Below are 17,780 nucleotides of genomic sequence, written 5' to 3'. Positions count from 1 at the left end.
ATCTACAATAGTAGAAATTACTAAAGCCTTATAGGCTAGTCGCCCAGCAGTAAAAATCAGTTCGGGATCTACAATAGTAGAAATTACTAAAGCCTTATAGGCAGCAAATCTGCAATAAGACAAAACAAAGATAAGAAACTCTCTGTATTTTAACAAGTTAAAAAGTCTATTCTACGAATTAGAAATTCATTTTATCCCCCCCCTCCTTGCTTCAAAAAACTATAAAAAACTGATTAACAAAACTTTATATCAGAAATAACAAACGGGTTTATCTCGATGGATAGCATTACCATACTTTATGAGTTTATTTCTTTCCGTTTCAAAAATGACGATACTGTCATCTGCTGTAAACTTGGGAGCAAAAGACATCTCTATAAGTGCAAGTATATGTGTAACCAACCTCGAATTATTATTAAACTCATATACAGAATACTGCAACCGGATAGCTCCATTTTTTACAAGCTCCTTCATAAAACGATTTCTTAATTTATCGTCTTTAATATCATAACTTATAATAAGCATAATTAACGACTTATTGAGGGTAACTTGACACCCGGTTGATCATTCATAAATACCCGATAATATCCTTGAACAAATCTAAACAAATCATTCTTATAGGGTATAAGCGTATCAAAAAACATTATATACAGCATTTTAGCTGTATCAGACTTGGGGTAATATTCACTTCTTCTTTTCTCAAAATCGGTTTTCTTGATCTCTTTTCGGTTCAAAGCAACCCGCACACGGTGATCTATGATCGGCCTAAAAGGCTCTACAAGATCACAAACCAAAGATTTACGCTTAAACCATAGTTGATGATAAACGCCAACATACAAATCGAAACCAAACAATCGCAAATAAACCTCCACAAGATTAAACAACACTGTGTAACCTATGTCCAAAACAACATTGATATAATCACTCTTCAGTCGTGGACATCTGCAATACCAGGAAAAATCCTGAAAATAAGCTGCGAAATAATTTTTTGCAACAAACCCTTCTATGCCTAAAAGAGCCTTCAAATTATTACAATATGGTAAAACTTTCAAAGCATTATCACAACAACGAACAGCAGTCAGCGTAAGTGCATCCTTACGTTTGCTCTTCTGTAAATTGAGGCGTTGGCTCTCTATCTTAAGACGAACCAGTGCAACAGGCAGATTCATCTCTTTTTTATCATAAGCATATTGCTTTGCACGTAAAAGAAAATTAGCTTCAGCCGGAATACTAAAAAAGAATACCGGACGCAAACTTAGTTTCATTACCACTATTGCCACATCAAACTTTCTGCATTTCTCTATCAAAGGAGAGGTAAGCGTCACATTGCCAACAATAAAAAGAGCCAGAATCTTCTGAAAAGGGAACTTTGTCAGGGTTTTCATCCTTCCGTTAGCATCTTCTTCTTCAAGTAATAATTCTCCATCTTTTAAACGAAGAGATCGCTGATTAAAACAATGAATCACAAAAATCGAACGGTATTCCAAATCCTTAGTCGTAAACATTGGCAACATGATTATGATAACACAAGTGAGAATAAATACAATGACTGCACTTTTGAGGATTAACATCCGGAGTTTCAACTGCAGGATCAAACGATCGGATTTCATCTATGAACCGCAAGAACTGTGCTCTATCTTCATCTGTGGGATAAGGCACCGAAAAGACTTTATGAGTGGAATATTCCACAAAACAATACTCCCGAACATCGTAACCCATCTCTTCCAAACAAAATCCTTCGCCCCACAATTGATAAATCTGACCTTTATAAATATTGGCAAGATGATTTTTTCGTTCAACAACAAGCCCCCTTTTTATGTCAAACTGATCTAATTTGCCATAAAGACCATAATGCTCACTCAAAAGGGAAATACCTGTCAATCTATTTGAAACACTTGACACAGAATAGTTATCGATGCTGCGATGTGCATTTTTCCCATTTATTTGAGGAGCGGCATAATAAAGAGAGCTGTCGCTCTCCATATACACATTATGAAAATATATGGAGAAACGACAAAATACAAAATCATTCAAATAACTCAGCGGAATATACCAATCCATAACTATCATACAGGCTTAAGATTATTCTACTATACCCTCCTGCACATACCTGAGCCATTGGGCACGACCTATCCGATGAATCGATTCATGATCGCCGCGTTTAATTCTCTGCACCACCATCAACCCCTTACGTGCGACGTTGTAGGCTCCATTAGCATCTGCATCAACAGGTAAATCTTTCGCCTCAATCAAACGAGAATCAAACTGAAGATTCTTTTCATTCAATGCAGGAGACAGGATATAATCCTCTTCACCATCACTATTACGTATCTGCATCATCAGATTAAAGAGATATATAAGACGAACATAAAACTCTTTCCTGTCTTGACTTAAAATAGCTTTCTTCAAGTCTTTTTCTACACGATAACCAATATTAAACTGCTCAAACAATTCCAAAAAGCACAATGACAAATTTTCTATTCTCTCTACCATCCATTTTCCCGATTTCTTACTTTTTGCTATCCGTGATCCGAAAGTTGTGAGAGTCCAAAGTTTTCGCTGAGTTTCGACCCTTACATCAAAACGAGACAGGTCCAGATCAAAAAGAATATTGCCCTTTCCATCATAACGAATTGCATTAAAACGATCAAAGAATTTTCGTGCATCCCCGACATTTGTATAATTTATGCGCCCTAAAAGATTGACAAAACCCGTAGAGGGATCGGTAAGGCTGGTATTCCACGGATCCACAAAAAAGAGAATGCCCGACTGAGGATAACGATGAAGCTCTTCAAATGAAAACAATGGATTAGTCAGCTGATAAGCAGCATAAAGCCCGCCTGGTTCATTAGATAGATTTTTTTTATCAACCACCAAATAATTAAGCTTATCCACGAGCATTCTCTCAAATTTCTCATAAACGGATTTTTCCACCTTTTTACGTCCTTTCATGAAAGAGAGGTTTAGGTTCTCCAATACAACAATGGCCTTGTGTTCAACCACCATATTACAAATCTTATGTACAACCTGACTCATATACCCATCCTTGAGATCCTTGATGGATTCTATACTTTTCCATTCCTGACGCCGGCGAAGACGCTCTTGTTCCCTATCTCCAAGTATTTTCTGGTAATCCGTACGGAGATCTCCTTTATCGGATTCGATTACATTTAAAGAAAACTGTTCAAGCAAATTTCCTCGAGTATCTATACGAGATATATATAGAAGGTTGCGCTCTCCTCTGTCTATACCAATAATCTGCAAATCGTCATTCTGAGCTATATAATCTCGAACCATCTGATTGACATTCGTAATTTTCTTATTCTTATAGTTTATAGAAATAGGAACATGAAAGAAGAACTTATCCTCCGTAAAACGTTTATCCTTTACTAAATCGTAGTTAAATAAGGATGTTTCGCCTTTTTTATTCAAGTTTTTCTTATGAATAGAGATGCCCTTGGGGTGGACAGTGGTATCTTGCATATGTAAACTGGCCTTTCTGTAAAAGAGCTCACCACCTCCACATAGCTTATACACCCGGGATTGATTTTGCTCAGAAAAAAGAGCTTTCCAATAGAGAGTATGCAGGTTGGGGATACCTTTGCTGTAAGGAGAAAAATCTTTGTTGTAAATCTGAAAAAGATAAAGTTTGCCGTTCTCCACAGCCTCATCTATATAAGAAGCCGGCACATTAACCATACTGACCTTATAGGCCTGTTCACGCACTTCATCAAAAAACTCTCCAATATTGCGATACTGTTCGGTAGGAGAAAAACTAAAATTAAACAATTTCCACTCATGCACTGTAAGTGCTTCTTTATAAAAATCGATCAACCGGTATAAATCTTTTTTATTAAAACCTTTCTGACCTGTCTTGAATGTTTTTTTGTTATAAATATCAACAACAGACTGATCCGGGGCAAATGCCGGTTTGGTTTTTTTCGGGAAAAACACTTTGGGTAGCATAAGCATAGGTTCAGCAATCTGCTTATATTCCATTTTTTCATAAAACATTTCCTCTGCCCCTAATTTTGGAAGAGTCTTAAAAAGGTTTTTACCTTTTGGTGTCATTATACCCAAATAGTAATACCCGTTTTGTCTAAAAATCACACTTAAATTATTCAGTTCTTTATTTTTATCCCAACCGGAAAGCAATGACGGATTATCAAAATGGAGTTTAAACTTCTCTATGGAATAGGGCTTTTTAGTCAGATAATTTCGCACCTTATCGTACATCTTAAGGAGCCCCTTAAGTTTATCCATTCGATCGGTATATAAAGCATAAAAAGAACTGTCGCGCCGGATTTCCGCACCGGTTCCGGATAAAAGGTCAAAGAATTTTCGCAGACGAAGAGCACTGTCCAACGCTTTTTTAATCACACTGACCGCCTCCTCATCTTTACCCAGTTTTTTTTCGGTAAAATCTTTATCAAGTATGACTTGCAAGTCCCTAAAAGCAATCAAGACTTCGTCCCAAATATTTGAACCCTCTTCATATAGAATAACTTCACCGTCACTTACCAGATACTTCTGTCCACCCAATGAAGTAAAGTATGACAAAAGAGAAAAACCTGCAGGCAAAGACTCTTCGGAATAATGAGCCAATAGATCATCAAGTTCTGCAAGGCTATAACTTTGACGTTTCTTTATCTGTTTGGAAATCTTTTCGGCATACCTCTCCACAGATTCCTTTTTTCGTGGCATTAGAACCTCAGTTTTTCTTCTGATGGCATCAGAGATATAATTCCAACGATCAAATATATTTTTTGAAATAGTAGCTAAATGGGCATCGGATACATATATGGCTTCGGGATCATAACCAGATAATCCACAAAACAAATCTTTCAGAGAAGCTGCATCATCTTCCTTTGAAGATACAGTATTCCAAAAGAGCTTTCGAAATTGGCGCAATACACAAAAGACCTGATCATCATTTTCTAAAGTGTCTGAAATGAAAGAAGAGGAATCGACTTTGGCCAGAATTTGTTTATGCAAAAAAACCAATCCCGGCAAACGCATTTCTTTATTACGTTGGCGATAAATATTGATCCACTCATTAATCCCCTGATGTTTAGTTCCGTCTTCTGTGCTGTAACCACCTACAAAACGATTGTATTCGGAAATGCTCGATTGCACCATTAAATGGTTATAAGTTTTCAAATTGCATAAATCGTCCGGTGTTTTCACAAATGAAGGCCATACATTTCGCAGGTTTTCCATCATTTCCAGATACAGATCTGCTCCCATTTTTTTCTGCAGTTCACACAATGCCTCGATATTTTGGATAAATTTGGGCAAATTTACATGAACGATACGGTAAGGAATAGATGCTGTAATCTCATTGCTTGTATAGAGATTTTTCCGATTTTCATGGAAAGGAACAAGACTGGTTGTAAAGTTATCAAACTTTTTACACAAGCTTTTATATGCAGGACACCAGACCGGTATATCTTTCTTAACAAGTTCTTTCTTGAAGATGCTTTTATACCGCTCATCCTCTGAAAAAGCCTTAGCAAGAGTATCCCGCATGGTCTTTTCGATCTTGGCACGAGCCTCGGATTCCGATAGATTTTGGATATAAGATTGGAGGATCTCTTCAGAAAAGCTGAAGGAACTGAGAATATTGGCAATAAAATCCTCATGATACTCATCAATCACTTTTTTTAATTTTTCATAATCATCCAATCGCTGTTCATCACGCCGGATCAGTCCGTTCTTTTTAATGTTCTCTAATGTTTTACCTATCGGCTTTAATTCAAAACGGATTGTTTTTGATAGAGAATAAAGAGAGGTGAAATCCTCAAAAAAATGTTGTGTTTTCATTAAAACAATATTTATCAGTTTATATAATATATTTTTGATGAGATGTGTTTTAGAAAAAATCACATAAAAAGATAGAAAAAATCTACAAATAACAAATAAAAAACATTCCAATTTAAATCTTCAGAATCGAATGCTTGACAAAAAAATGATTGTGCACTTAAAAATATAAAATGAAGTTAACTTGGGGTTTTCCTTTTTACAACGAGACAATTTCGAAGGTGAGGCTTGGCACATCCCCTTTCAGGTGCATCAGAATGCGTAAAGTACAAGGCGCTAAGACTGAGGCTGAAGGGAACGCACCGAAGTATGTGACCGAAGCCGAAGGTTGCAAGTAAGGCTGTAATTTGGGCATGATGACACACCATCTCCAAAGCAGTAAAAACACAGGTTGACTGCAAACTTTGGTCTGCTCTTAACCATAAGTTTCACATGAATCATCAGGAATATATAAAACTACAGCCGTACTTCTTTGCAAGAAGCACGGCCGCAACCTAATAATTATCTGTAAAAAAATCAAGCACGCCTCATATCTATCATAGTAGAAATTGTATAGGATACTTGTCTCAAAAGTAATTCAAATTAGACAATGATAAAATTTTCACAAAAAATTGAGAAACCTAATATATAGAATTATGCCAAATCGAAATCCAATTGCTTCCGTTCCAGATTGGCCTGAGCTACCCGCACTGTTATGGCATCGCCAAGACGATACTTGCGACGGGTGCGACGGCCGATCAGACAATACCCTTTCTCGTCATACTCATAATAATCGTCATCCAACATACGAATAGGCACCAGTCCTTCACATTTGCTTTGGCTAAGCTCCACATAAAGCCCCCATTCGGTAACTCCGCTGACAACGCCATCGAACACCTTACCCAAATGCTCGCTCATAAACTCGACCTGCTTATATTTAATAGATGATCGTTCCGCATTGGCTGCCAATTGTTCCATATCAGAGCTATGCTGACACTTACCCTCATACTCATTTCTCGATACAGACGGACCGCCTTCGAGCATATACCGGGTCAGTAAGCGGTGCACCATAAGATCGAGGTATCGACGTATGGGGGAAGTGAAATGGGTATAATAGTCGAAAGCCAGACCATAATGTCCAAAGTTTTCGGTAGAATAATAGGCTTTCGGCATAGAACGAATGGCTACCGTTTGCACAAGATTTTCTTCAGGCCGGCCTTTGACCGATTCCAAAAGCCGGTTGATGCTTCTACCCACTTCCATATTGGAACCTTGAGTCTTGAGCTTAAGTCCGAATTTGCTGACAAAGTCAGACAGATCACCCAGTTTGCCCGGCTCCGGTTGCTCATGGACACGATAAACGAACGTTTTGGCTTTAGCAGGATTTCCCCCGGGATTACCGATATGCGACGCCACGGTTTTATTGGCTAAAAGCATAAATTCTTCGATCAGCTTATTGGCCTCTTTACTCTCTTTGATATAAACTCCCAAAGGTTTGCCTTTCTCATCAAGTGTAAAACGGACCTCTTCGCGATCAAATGCAATCCCGCCCTTACTGAAGCGGCTCTCACGCAGTTTTTGAGCTAGATCATTCAATTTGAGAATAGCTTCTTGACACTCGCCCCGGCCGGTTTCGATAACTTCCTGCGCTTCTTCGTAGCTAAAACGGCGACTACTGCGTATAACGGACTTTACGATGCGATAGTCTTGTACCCGGGCCTCTTCGTTTATCTTAAAGACTACACTGTAAGCATATTTATCTTCATCGGGACGGAGAGAACAGAGCTTGTTACAAAGGCGTTCGGGCAACATCGGCACAGTGCGATCGACCAAATAAATACTGGTGGCACGCTTATAAGCCTCCTCATCTATGATATCCCCGGGAGTTACAAAATGAGAAACGTCGGCAATATGAACGCCCACTTCATAAGTATCGGCGGAGAGTTTTCTGTAGCTTAATGCATCATCGAAGTCCTTGGCATCCGCAGGGTCAATGGTAAAAGTCAGCACTCCTCTGAAATCTTCACGCACACGCAATTCCGCTTCGGTAATTTCTCCGCTCAAGGCATCGGCCGCTTTTTCAACGACTTCGGGGTAAATATAGGGTAAACCGTATTCGGCCAGGATAGCATTCATCTCAACATCATTGTCACCGGCTTCTCCCAAGACCACCATAACCTCCCCTATAGGGCTGCGGCTGCTCTCCGGCCACTCGTTGATACGAACGATGACTTTATCGCCGTTACGTGCATTATTAACCTTATCGCCGGGAATAAATATATCCATGCCCAAATCGCGACTCTCCACATTGAGAAAAGCGAAGTTGTCATGCAAATCCAAACGACCGACAAAAGTGGAGTCTGCACGCTCCAAAATCTCAACCACCTGCCCCTGACGCTCTTTCTGACCGCGCCGTTTTGCAAGAAGCTGGATAAGCACTTTATCACCTTGAAGGGCATGCCCCGAATTCACCTCATCAACAGGAACAGGAGCAGCTCCATCTACAGGATTAACAAAATGACGCCCATTATTCCGGCGATCGAATATCCCTTCGAAAGAGAGACTGCGAACATTATATCGATAACGTCCCTCCTCAGGCTCAGCTAACACACCTTCCTTAGCCAAAGAAGCCAACAAATCGGCCACCAAATGTCTGTCTTCCACCGTTTCCATACCCAAACGTCCGGAAATCTGCCTGTAATTAAACAGTTTGGTATGATTTTCCTCAAAAGCGGCCATTACGGCAAGTCTCAGCACGTCGCCAATAGGCTTATCAATACGTTTTTTTACTTTTCTGTCCCCGGTCTTCTTTTTTATCTTTTTTATATCCTTTTTCTTTTTAATCATCTTTCGGTATATTTAATTGGGTTTTAAACTTTCATAATATTATAAAAAGGTGTGAAGGCCTTTCGTTTCATTAGAAAGGACAACACACCTGTTCTTATTTTCAAGAAAAAACTACTCACAACAAAAAGACGAGCCGATCAGCAGCTCTACTATATTGCAGCCGGTTTTTTCTATTCTAATTTTCGACCCCGGAAGGAATAACCAGTTTATATCCCCTGCCATGTACATTTTTAATGGAAACAGAAGGATCATCTTTCAGCATCTTACGCAATTTGGTCACATAGACATCGATACTGCGTGCATTAAAATAATTTTCTTCAGGCCATATCTTGGTCATCGCATAAGAGCGTTCCAATGTGACATTAACATGTTTACACAACTCAAACAAAAGAGCGGATTCTTTAGTAGTCAATTTAGTAACCTTTTCTCCAAGAGTTAATGTCTGGCCAAGAGAGTCAAAAACGTATTTTCCGATATAATAAATATTGCCGGCCTCTTCAACATGACTTCTTGTACGACGGATAATTGCTTCTATACGCAGTAATAGCTCTTCCATACTAAAAGGTTTGGTCATATAATCATCCGCTCCCACATGAAACCCTTTCAAAATATCGGCTTTCATCGACTTTGCGGATAAAAAGATGATCGGCACGTCTCTCGACTGCTCCCGAATACGGACAGCCAACTCAAAACCGTCCATACGAGGCATCATCACATCTAAAATACATATATCGTATTTCCCTTGGGAAAAAGCGTCAGCACCCAACTGACCATCTGTAAAAAGATCCACAGTAAAATCTTTTACCTCTAAAAACTCCTTTAACAAGAATCCAAGACTCTCGTCATCCTCACACAACAATACCTTCAAATGCTCATCCATCTCTTCTCTTAATGTTTATAAACTAAAACAGGCAACGAAACCAATTAAAATTGGATTTTCATAATATTACACAATGAAATTAATCAAAATTAATGAATTCACACACAGATATTTACAAATAAACCTGCAATCAAACAAAAAAAGGCATCATGCCTCTTTCGCGACAGGCAATTCCAGCCAGAAGGTACTGCCCTCACCCAAAGTACTTTTAACCCGAATATCTCCATTTAATTGTTTCACAATACCTTTCACATAAGCCAGACCCAAACCGAAACCTTTAACATCATGCTGATTACCGGTAGGAACACGGTAATAACGCTCAAAGATATAATTCAGATTTTCTTTGGATATACCAATACCATTATCTTTGATCTCCAAAACTATGCGTGGATAATTGACACCTTTATTAAAACTTGAAATATTCAATTCCAGAGGAACGTTTGGGCGAGCATACTTAATGGCATTCTCGATTAGATTATAAAACATATTCGGGAAATGAACTTCGTCCGCCAAAATCCAGGTATCCTCAGCATCCAAATTCAAATTAATACGCCCACCCTCATTCTCTATGCGCAAAGCAACAGATTCGACGATAGGCAGCAGAACATCATTTACATCAAGCAATTTTTTCTCGATCTCGAATCCATCATCGAACTTGGCCAGCTGGAGCACCTTGTCGACAAGCATCTTTATGCGTTGAGATTCGGTATCGATCACCTCAATAATTCGTCGCAATTTTTCCGGTTGCTCGGCTATTTTTTTTCCTTTAAGCATCTGACCCGATAATATCAGACTAGCCACCGGTGTCTTGAGCTCATGAGCCATATTATTTATAAAATCGGTTTTTCTTTTCTGAAAGCTAATTTGCCGAAACATAATCCAAACAGCAAAAACAGTGGCAAGCAACATAATTACGGAAACAGCAAAACTCGGATACCCCATTTTCCAGCCTCCCTCAAGCAGAGGTTCTTCAAAAATAATGCGAATATAAGGATTAGATGCGGGTCTTTCATTTTGTCCTACAAAAATATGCTGCACCAGACTATTCTGATCTGTGGGGCGTATACGGGACATTCCTCCCGTATAATTCTCGTAAAGGAGATTATTGTTTTTATCAAATATTTGTAAACAAAAAGAATGATCGATACCGACCATAGAGAGCTTTCTTCGTATGGATTTCAACACAGCATGAGGATCGACCAGCTGAGATAACTTATTCTTTTTGGATTCATACAAAAACTTCAGTAAATAACTATCCAATTTCTTTCGTGAATAATAAAAATCACGAAGAAGCTCCTTAGATGGCCTGGCTAAAAAATCAGTCTCGATTTCGGCGGAATCCGTATTTTCCTGTAATTCAGAAAAAATAGCTTCAATATCCGGGGTATCAAAATCATCCAAACCGGATTGAAAAGCTGTTTCCTTGGAAATAGCATTCTCATGCATCATGCGATCGCTAATGGCTTTCAGATTAGAATTATGAAAACGTATTAACTCAGCCAAATCTATCTCCTCAGCCACTTCATTCAACACCATTTTGCACTGCAAAAAAAAGTTCTCTCGGTGAATACGCTCTATCTTTTTTAGATACTCTATTTGGGTAATAAACATAAGAACTATTCCCACCAACATAAAAAAAGAGAACAAATAAAGCATCTGCTTTTTGTCATAGAGTTTCATGAGTATTTACTTATTTCCATATTCACTCAAAAATATACATTAAATCACTAACATAAAAGAATAAAAAGAATCCTATTTCATCTTTTGGATTTATTTTTGCATAAAAAATAAATGATTGAAATAGACGACAAAATAATCAGTGAGGATATCCTAGAAGTCTACTTTTCGTGCGATTACGAAAAGTGTAAAGGAGTATGCTGTGTGGAGGGAGAAAGCGGAGCTCCTCTCGAAAAAGGAGAAACAGAATTGCTCCAAAAATATTTACCTGAAGTAAGACCATATTTATCTTCTAAAGCTTTGGATATCATAGATAAACAAGGAGTAAGCTATCTCGATGAAGATGGAGATGAAGTAACTTCTATTGTAAACGGCAAAGACTGTGTCTTCACTACTTACGACAAAAATAACAACTGCCTCTGTGCTTTTGAAAAACTTTTTAGAGAAGGGGTAATTGATTTCTGTAAACCTCTGAGCTGTCGCTTATATCCTATCAGACTTATCAGAAGCAAACAGTTTACTGCCCTCAACTATCACCAATGGAGTATCTGCAAGTATGCCTTGAAAAAAGGTCGCAAAGAAGGTATTCCACTTTATCGTTTTCTCAAAGAACCTCTTATCGCTGCATTTGGCCAGGAGTGGTACAGCAAGCTCGAGACGTGTGCCGAAATTTTGAAAACCGAAAAGTAAACTTGACAGTCGCATTCTTCTTAAGTACATCCTCTGAGAAGTTCATCCGATAAAATAATAAAAAGCACTGCGATTTTCATTATCAAAGAAAAAGTCTTATCGGCAAATTCCCGCCCTCAGACCGAAACCATAAAAAGATAAAAAGCCGGGCAAAACCCCGGCTTTTTTATCTTTTTCAAACGCTTCAGGGAGTTATGCTTTTTCTACACCTGAATAACGACGTTCTCTAATTCTTGCTTTTTTACCACGCAGAGCGCGCAAATAATACAGTTTGGCACGACGCACATGACCATGCTTTTCAACTGTAATAGACTCGATAAAGGGACTGTCCATAGGGAAAATACGCTCTACACCAACTCCTTCAGAAATTTTACGCACGGTAAAATGCTTCTTCTCACCATGACCGCTGATACGAATCACAACACCACGGTATTTCTGAATACGCTCTTTGTTACCTTCTCGAATACGATAGTCGATGGTAACGGTGTCACCACTTCTAAAATCAGGCAATTCTTTTCCTGATTTGAACTCTTCATGAACGATTTTAATTAAATCCATTTTTGCTTTTTTTGATTAGTTTTTTACTAAACGCAATATAACAGGTCTTACTTTAACATTTGCACTTCATGGCAAAATCCTGACAGAGATTACGCAAAGCGAACGCAAAGTAACATATAATCAAGCAAATAAGCAAATTTTCGATGATCTGTTTTCCCGGAGAACAAAAAATCAAACCGTTTCCAAGCTATCTTAATAACATAATAATAAAAGAATTCTCCTCAGAAACAGTTCTCATTGCTTTTCATTAAATATTTACTTGATATTGTGCAGTGTATGCCCCATACGTTTCTTTTTGGTCTCAAGATAAAACGCATTGTGAGGATTGGGAGCGATCTCGATGGGTACGGTTTGTACGACTTCCAAACCGTAGGCCTCCAAACCGATACGCTTGACGGGGTTGTTGGTCAACAGACGCATTTTACTAATCTTAAGATGTTTCAAAATCTGTGCTCCCACACCATAATCCCGCTCATCGGCATTATGCCCCAAATGCAAATTAGCCTCCACCGTATCCAAGCCTTGCTCCTGCAGCTTGTACGCCTTCATTTTATCCATCAATCCGATTCCACGGCCTTCCTGATTCAAATAAACCACAACACCGCGCCCTTCTTTCTCGATCATCTCCATCGCCTTATGCAACTGGTCACCGCATTCGCATCGACGCGAACCGAAAATATCCCCCGTGGCACAACTGGAGTGCATACGTACCAATACCGGCTCTCCATCGGAAACATCTCCTTTAATCAGAGCTATATGCTCCAAACCGTTACTGACCTGGCGGAAAGGGATAAGCCGAAAATCACCGCGACTGGTGGGCATATGAACCTCCACACCCATTTCCACGATACTCTCTCTTCTTAACCGGTAAGCAATCAAATCCTTTATGGTAATAATTTTCAGATTGAACCGACGCGCTACTTCGACCAGATCGGGCAAACGCGCCATGGTGCCATCCTCATTGATAACCTCAATCAAAGCGGCCACAGGCTGAAAGCCGGACAAGCGTGCCAGATCGACAGCAGCCTCTGTATGACCTGCACGCCTTAACACGCCCTTATTTCTTGCACGCAACGGACAAACATGACCGGGACGTGCCAAATCACTCGGTTTTGTATTAGGATCTGCCAGAGCCAAAATTGTCTGTGCACGGTCATACATGGAAACGCCGGTGGTGCAGCCTTTACCCAACCGGTCTACGGTTATCGTAAAAGGTGTTTCATGAACAGACGTATTCATCGGCACCTGCATCTGAAGCTCCAACTCTGCAGCACGCTCTTCGGTAATCGGCACACAAAGCACTCCGCGGCCGTAACGCATCATGAAATTCACTTTTTCCGGAGTAATTTTTTCCGCGGCAATAATAAAATCTCCCTCATTCTCACGATCTTCATCATCGACCACAATAACAAACTTTCCTTCCCGAAAATCGGCAATAGCCTCTTCTATCGTATTTAATAAAAAGTCTCCCATAATATTAATATCACTTTACAATAATTACTGTTTTCTATCTTCACCTTCAAGTATCTCCAAAAGCAAATCACTTTGCGCTACCACCGTTTCCAAATCCTTCTTTATCAAATATCGCCTATGCGCCAAATAAAAAGTAAGAGGAACGGACAAAGGCAAAAATAACATCAACACAATTCCCCATATCTTATTTTCCGGTATCCAACGGCTTAATATTTTAGACATCACCGGGAAGTCCATCAGCTTAAGAACGACCAAAGCATTGGTACTATCCCTCAGATATTCGATGGTCCCTTCGAGCTCAAGAACAAACGGCTTAAGCAAATGATTATCGCGCCCAAGTTTCCAAAGTGCAAACATCCGGCTTTTAATAAGCGGCGATTCCAAAAGCTGTTGAGCCATTTTTTTAACGGTGCCGGCTTTGGCAATGGATATCGCCGGATCGGCAGGCTGCACAATGAGGTCTTTGAATGACACTCTTCTCGGAGTTCGATAACCCATCAGCTTCTTAAGCCAAATCATCCACGAATCCATATTAAGAGTAGAAGAGTCCCTCGATGCTTTATAAGTCAGAAAAATACCGATGGGCATCAGTACAGCCGTACTCAACCACATACCCTGCCATGTTTCCAGATCGCCGCTCTTGGCCATTTTATAGCCGAACGTATCGATCATATAATAAATGATAAACAAAACCACGGAAGCTACCACAGGCGTACCGATGCCTCCCTTGCGAATAATAGCACCGAGAGGAGCTCCGATAAAGAAGAATACGATACACGCCACGGGGAAAGTGAACTTGCGATGTTTCTCAGCCGAATTGGTACGATGCAAAATGTCTTCGGATTCCTGCATAAACTTGCGGGATGTCAGTTCGGACAGTTGCATATCGAGATCCGAGATGGCATGCGAGATCGCAATCAAAGAGTCTTGAGACGATGTTTGGCTGCGCAAACTGTCTAACCGGAATTGTGCCCGGTGCGCAGCAGTCCGGACATCCTCACGGTATGCTCTGGCCTCCTGCGTCGTGTCGCCCGGCAAAGGCATTCTGGCGGTATAACTTATACTGTTTTGCATATTCAGAAGAGCGGTACTGTTTATCGAACGTACACTGTCTCGAACCACAGAAACAGAATCCAGATAAGCGTTCAGCTCCCAAAGGTTCTTACCCACGTACAGAGAACCCATCTCGCTTTCATCCATCATCTTGAATTTGGCATCAAAAGGTATTACGATGGTTTTTACCTGAAAACGCTCTTTTACGTACGGTATCGGTTTTCCCTCCATGTCAAACTCCTGTCTTTGAAGGTTTTCAAAACTTTGCCCGCCATAAAGAGTAAAAGTAAGGAAAGACTTACTGTCATCCATCACCAAGCGGCCGCTATCCGCATTGATTACACGCATGTTACTGAACCCCTGCGAGTGGTCATAAATCATCACATCGCTTAGAAGACCGGTTTTGGCATTCTTCTGCTTTACGTAAATGTTGTAACCTTCGATACCATTATAAAATGTGCCCTCCGGTATTTCAAGTTCAGGCTGTGCCCGACGAGCCGAATAGACAATGGTCCACAGCTTTACCTGACTCGTTATCAAATAGTCGTTTTGAAAAATGAACAAACCTCCGGCCAAGCCCATTACCGCCACAAACAGCGGAGTCATGATTTTATGCAGTGGCACTCCGGAACTTTTCATAGCCAGCAATTCGAGCTTCTCCCCCAAATTACCGAAAGTCATCAGCGAAGCCAGCAAAATACCCAAAGGCAAAGACATCGGTATCAACGACATGGCAGCATAAAACATAAGCTGAGCCAAAATGCCGATATCCAACCCTTTGCCTACCATTTCGTCTACATAACGCCATAAAAACTGCAACAGCACAATGAACCAACAGATAAAGAAGGTCATGAGCAGCAACGGAATGAACGTTTGCAGTATATAAGTATAGAGTCTTTTAACGCCTTTTATTTTCATTTATCAAAGAAAGAATTACCCCTTTTCGGGAAAGTCGTTATGTTCTAAGGTTTCAAAGTTAACCATATTTCCCATTTTGAAGATATTGAAAAAAGAAAACGCTTATAACCTTTTTCCGGAAAAAACTCTTGTAAAAAAGCTTAAAAATAAATTTTATTTCATCTGAATTCAAGTTTCTTTATTTGGAACCGACACAAATAGCAGATCGGCTGAAATTTATTTTTGTGGAGCAATAATAAACCGACACGAGACAAGGAGTTAGACCTCATTGTCAACTGTTAAAAACCCGCATGTTCCACAGAACACACATAAATCAATTCGCTGAAAATCAACACATTAATACAAAAACATCAACTGTTGACAACAAAGATACGTAACAGACTGATAACAAAAAGGATACAACTTATTAAAAAAAACAAGCGCCTTATCTTACTTTTTTTTCTCAATAAGAATAGCAAACTTTGTAAGTAGAAAAAAGAATAAAAACACCAGAAGTCATCATGTCCAAACGTAACTCTTTGGAGACACTCTGGCAGGAGTGTCTGACATCTCTTCGCCTCTTAACAGATGAAAAAAGCTACGAAACATGGTTTGCACCCATAGAGGCCGTAAATTTACAAAACGGGGCGCTTACGCTTCGTGTACCGACAGAATATTTCAGCCAATATTTAGAGAGCCGCTATGCTACAGAACTCAGCCGGGTGTTGGGGGAGCATATCGGACCTCACGCCTCACTTTATTTTACCTACACAACGAACCCCGAAGTCGATAAAAAAGCAACTGAGAAGAACCTGCCGACAGGCAGTCCTCAGACGAAAGAGGAAGAGAAAAAAACATTCAACTCTCATTTGAATGAGAAACTAAGCTTCGAAACCTTCTATGAAAGCGATTGCAACCACGTGGCCAGAGCAGTGGCCGAAGCAGTAGCAGCCAAACCGGGAAATGCTCCGATGAACCCCTACTTTATCTACGGCCCCAGCGGCGTAGGGAAAACACACCTGTCTCAAGCCATCGGATTGAGAGTAAAAACATTGCACCCGGAGTTGAGGGTACTTTATGTATCCAGTCAGGAATTCGAAGCCCAATATGTAACATCGTCACGTTTCCACGAACGCACCGACTTCATTCACTTCTACCAGCAAATAGATGTGCTGATCGTGGATGATATTCAGGGGCTTATCGGAAAGGTGAAGACCCAGCAGGCATTCTTCGAGGTTTTCAATCACCTCAAACTGCTGAACAAACAAATTGTATTGACTTCGGATAAGGCACCTATCCACCTGAGCGGCATGGAAGAACGGCTGGTCAGCCGGATCAAAGGTTCAGTTACCGTTGCTTTGGATAAGCCGGATATAGATCTGAGAAGAAAAATACTCAAGGAAAAGGTGGCAGAAAGCGGCGTAAAGCTGAAGGACGAGGTTATCGAGTTTATTGCGGAAAACGTTCAAAACAATGTACGTGAACTGGAAGGTACTTTATGTTCGCTGCTTACTTATGCACTCATCGCTCCGGATAAGGAAATAGATCTTACTTTCACACGAAAAATCGTTAGCCGGGCGGTTTCTTTAGAAAAGCCGGAAATCACAATGGAGCGCATACAGGATGTGGTTACGGATGTGTTTCACGTAGATGCAGGTCTTATCAAGGATAAAACCCGCAGGCAGGATGTCGTGGCTGCACGCCATGCAGTGATGTACCTGGCCAAGTCTTACACAAACCAATCCCTGAACGCTATCGGTGAAATGCTGGGACGCAGAAATCACGCCACGGTACTTCACGGTTACAACACGGTAAAAGACCGGATGAAAGTGGATCAAAACTTCAGACAAACCATGGAGAAGGCAATAGAACGCCTCCATGTGTAGACAAACAAAAAGATTTTATTCTT

At 40.1% G+C, this 17,780-nt stretch carries 12 protein-coding genes; 2 read left to right on the top strand and 10 right to left on the bottom strand.

Translation table 11 applies throughout. From position 1 onward, the window contains the following. Positions 1-249: 249 nt before the first annotated feature. The 7 genes from cas2 to A3GI_RS0102250 form a co-directional block, all read right to left on the bottom strand. Positions 250-522, bottom strand: coding sequence for a CRISPR-associated endonuclease Cas2 (cas2, locus tag A3GI_RS0102280; protein WP_018359864.1), 273 nt, complete (start codon positions 520-522; stop codon positions 250-252). 2 nt (positions 523-524) lie between these two features. Beyond that, positions 525-1,502 (bottom strand): type V CRISPR-associated endonuclease Cas1, encoded by a 978-nt coding sequence (cas1, locus tag A3GI_RS0102275; RefSeq protein ID WP_018359863.1) that lies wholly within the window; start codon positions 1,500-1,502, stop codon positions 525-527. Next, positions 1,489-2,058, bottom strand: a complete 570-nt coding sequence (gene cas4, locus A3GI_RS0102270) for a type V CRISPR-associated protein Cas4 (protein WP_026215879.1) — start codon at positions 2,056-2,058, stop codon at positions 1,489-1,491. The genes cas1 and cas4 overlap by 14 nt, the downstream gene beginning before the upstream one ends. 21 nt (positions 2,059-2,079) lie before the next feature. After that, positions 2,080-5,820 (bottom strand): type V CRISPR-associated protein Cas12a/Cpf1, encoded by a 3,741-nt coding sequence (gene cas12a / locus A3GI_RS10290; RefSeq protein ID WP_018359861.1) that lies wholly within the window; start codon positions 5,818-5,820, stop codon positions 2,080-2,082. A 630-nt stretch (positions 5,821-6,450) separates the two neighbouring features. Beyond that, the gene (gene rnr / locus A3GI_RS0102260) at positions 6,451-8,643 is read right to left on the bottom strand and encodes a ribonuclease R (RefSeq protein ID WP_018359859.1); all 2,193 of its coding nucleotides are present in this window, start codon (positions 8,641-8,643) and stop codon (positions 6,451-6,453) included. 175 nt (positions 8,644-8,818) lie between these two features. Next, the gene (locus A3GI_RS0102255) at positions 8,819-9,523 is read right to left on the bottom strand and encodes a response regulator transcription factor (RefSeq protein ID WP_018359858.1); all 705 of its coding nucleotides are present in this window, start codon (positions 9,521-9,523) and stop codon (positions 8,819-8,821) included. 147 nt (positions 9,524-9,670) lie between these two features. Next, positions 9,671-11,203, bottom strand: coding sequence for a sensor histidine kinase (locus A3GI_RS0102250; protein ID WP_018359857.1), 1,533 nt, complete (start codon positions 11,201-11,203; stop codon positions 9,671-9,673). Positions 11,204-11,314: 111 nt separating this feature from the next. On the opposite strand from A3GI_RS0102250, the gene A3GI_RS0102245 reads away from it, so the two are divergent. Beyond that, entirely contained in the window at positions 11,315-11,890 is a 576-nt protein-coding gene (locus A3GI_RS0102245) for a DUF3109 family protein (protein ID WP_018359856.1), read from the top strand. 192 nt (positions 11,891-12,082) lie between these two features. On the opposite strand, the gene rplS is transcribed toward A3GI_RS0102245, so the two are convergent. The 3 genes from rplS to A3GI_RS0102230 all read right to left on the bottom strand — a co-directional run bounded on the left by rplS (position 12,083) and on the right by A3GI_RS0102230 (position 15,892). Beyond that, positions 12,083-12,448 (bottom strand): 50S ribosomal protein L19, encoded by a 366-nt coding sequence (rplS, locus tag A3GI_RS0102240; protein WP_018359855.1) that lies wholly within the window; start codon positions 12,446-12,448, stop codon positions 12,083-12,085. A 255-nt stretch (positions 12,449-12,703) separates the two neighbouring features. Next, positions 12,704-13,921 carry a bifunctional 3,4-dihydroxy-2-butanone-4-phosphate synthase/GTP cyclohydrolase II gene (locus A3GI_RS0102235; RefSeq protein ID WP_018359854.1) on the bottom strand — a complete coding sequence of 406 codons (1,218 nt, stop codon included), beginning with the start codon at positions 13,919-13,921 and terminating at the stop codon, positions 12,704-12,706. A 24-nt stretch (positions 13,922-13,945) separates the two neighbouring features. Next, positions 13,946-15,892, bottom strand: coding sequence for an LptF/LptG family permease (locus A3GI_RS0102230; RefSeq protein WP_018359853.1), 1,947 nt, complete (start codon positions 15,890-15,892; stop codon positions 13,946-13,948). A gap of 500 nt (positions 15,893-16,392) precedes the next feature. Here A3GI_RS0102230 and dnaA point away from each other — a divergent pair, with 500 nt between their 5' ends. Continuing rightward, a complete protein-coding gene (gene dnaA, locus A3GI_RS0102220) occupies positions 16,393-17,757 on the top strand; it encodes a chromosomal replication initiator protein DnaA (RefSeq protein ID WP_018359851.1) in 1,365 nt (454 codons plus the stop codon). The last annotated feature ends 23 nt before the right edge of the window (positions 17,758-17,780 follow it).

Origin of the sequence: Porphyromonas macacae DSM 20710 = JCM 13914 (assembly GCF_000379945.1) — a bacterium.
In the GTDB taxonomy this organism is placed as follows: Bacteria; Bacteroidota; Bacteroidia; order Bacteroidales; family Porphyromonadaceae; genus Porphyromonas; species Porphyromonas macacae.
The sequence above is the reverse complement of the archived record's forward strand: the minus strand, read 5'-3'. Positions and strand labels throughout refer to the sequence as shown.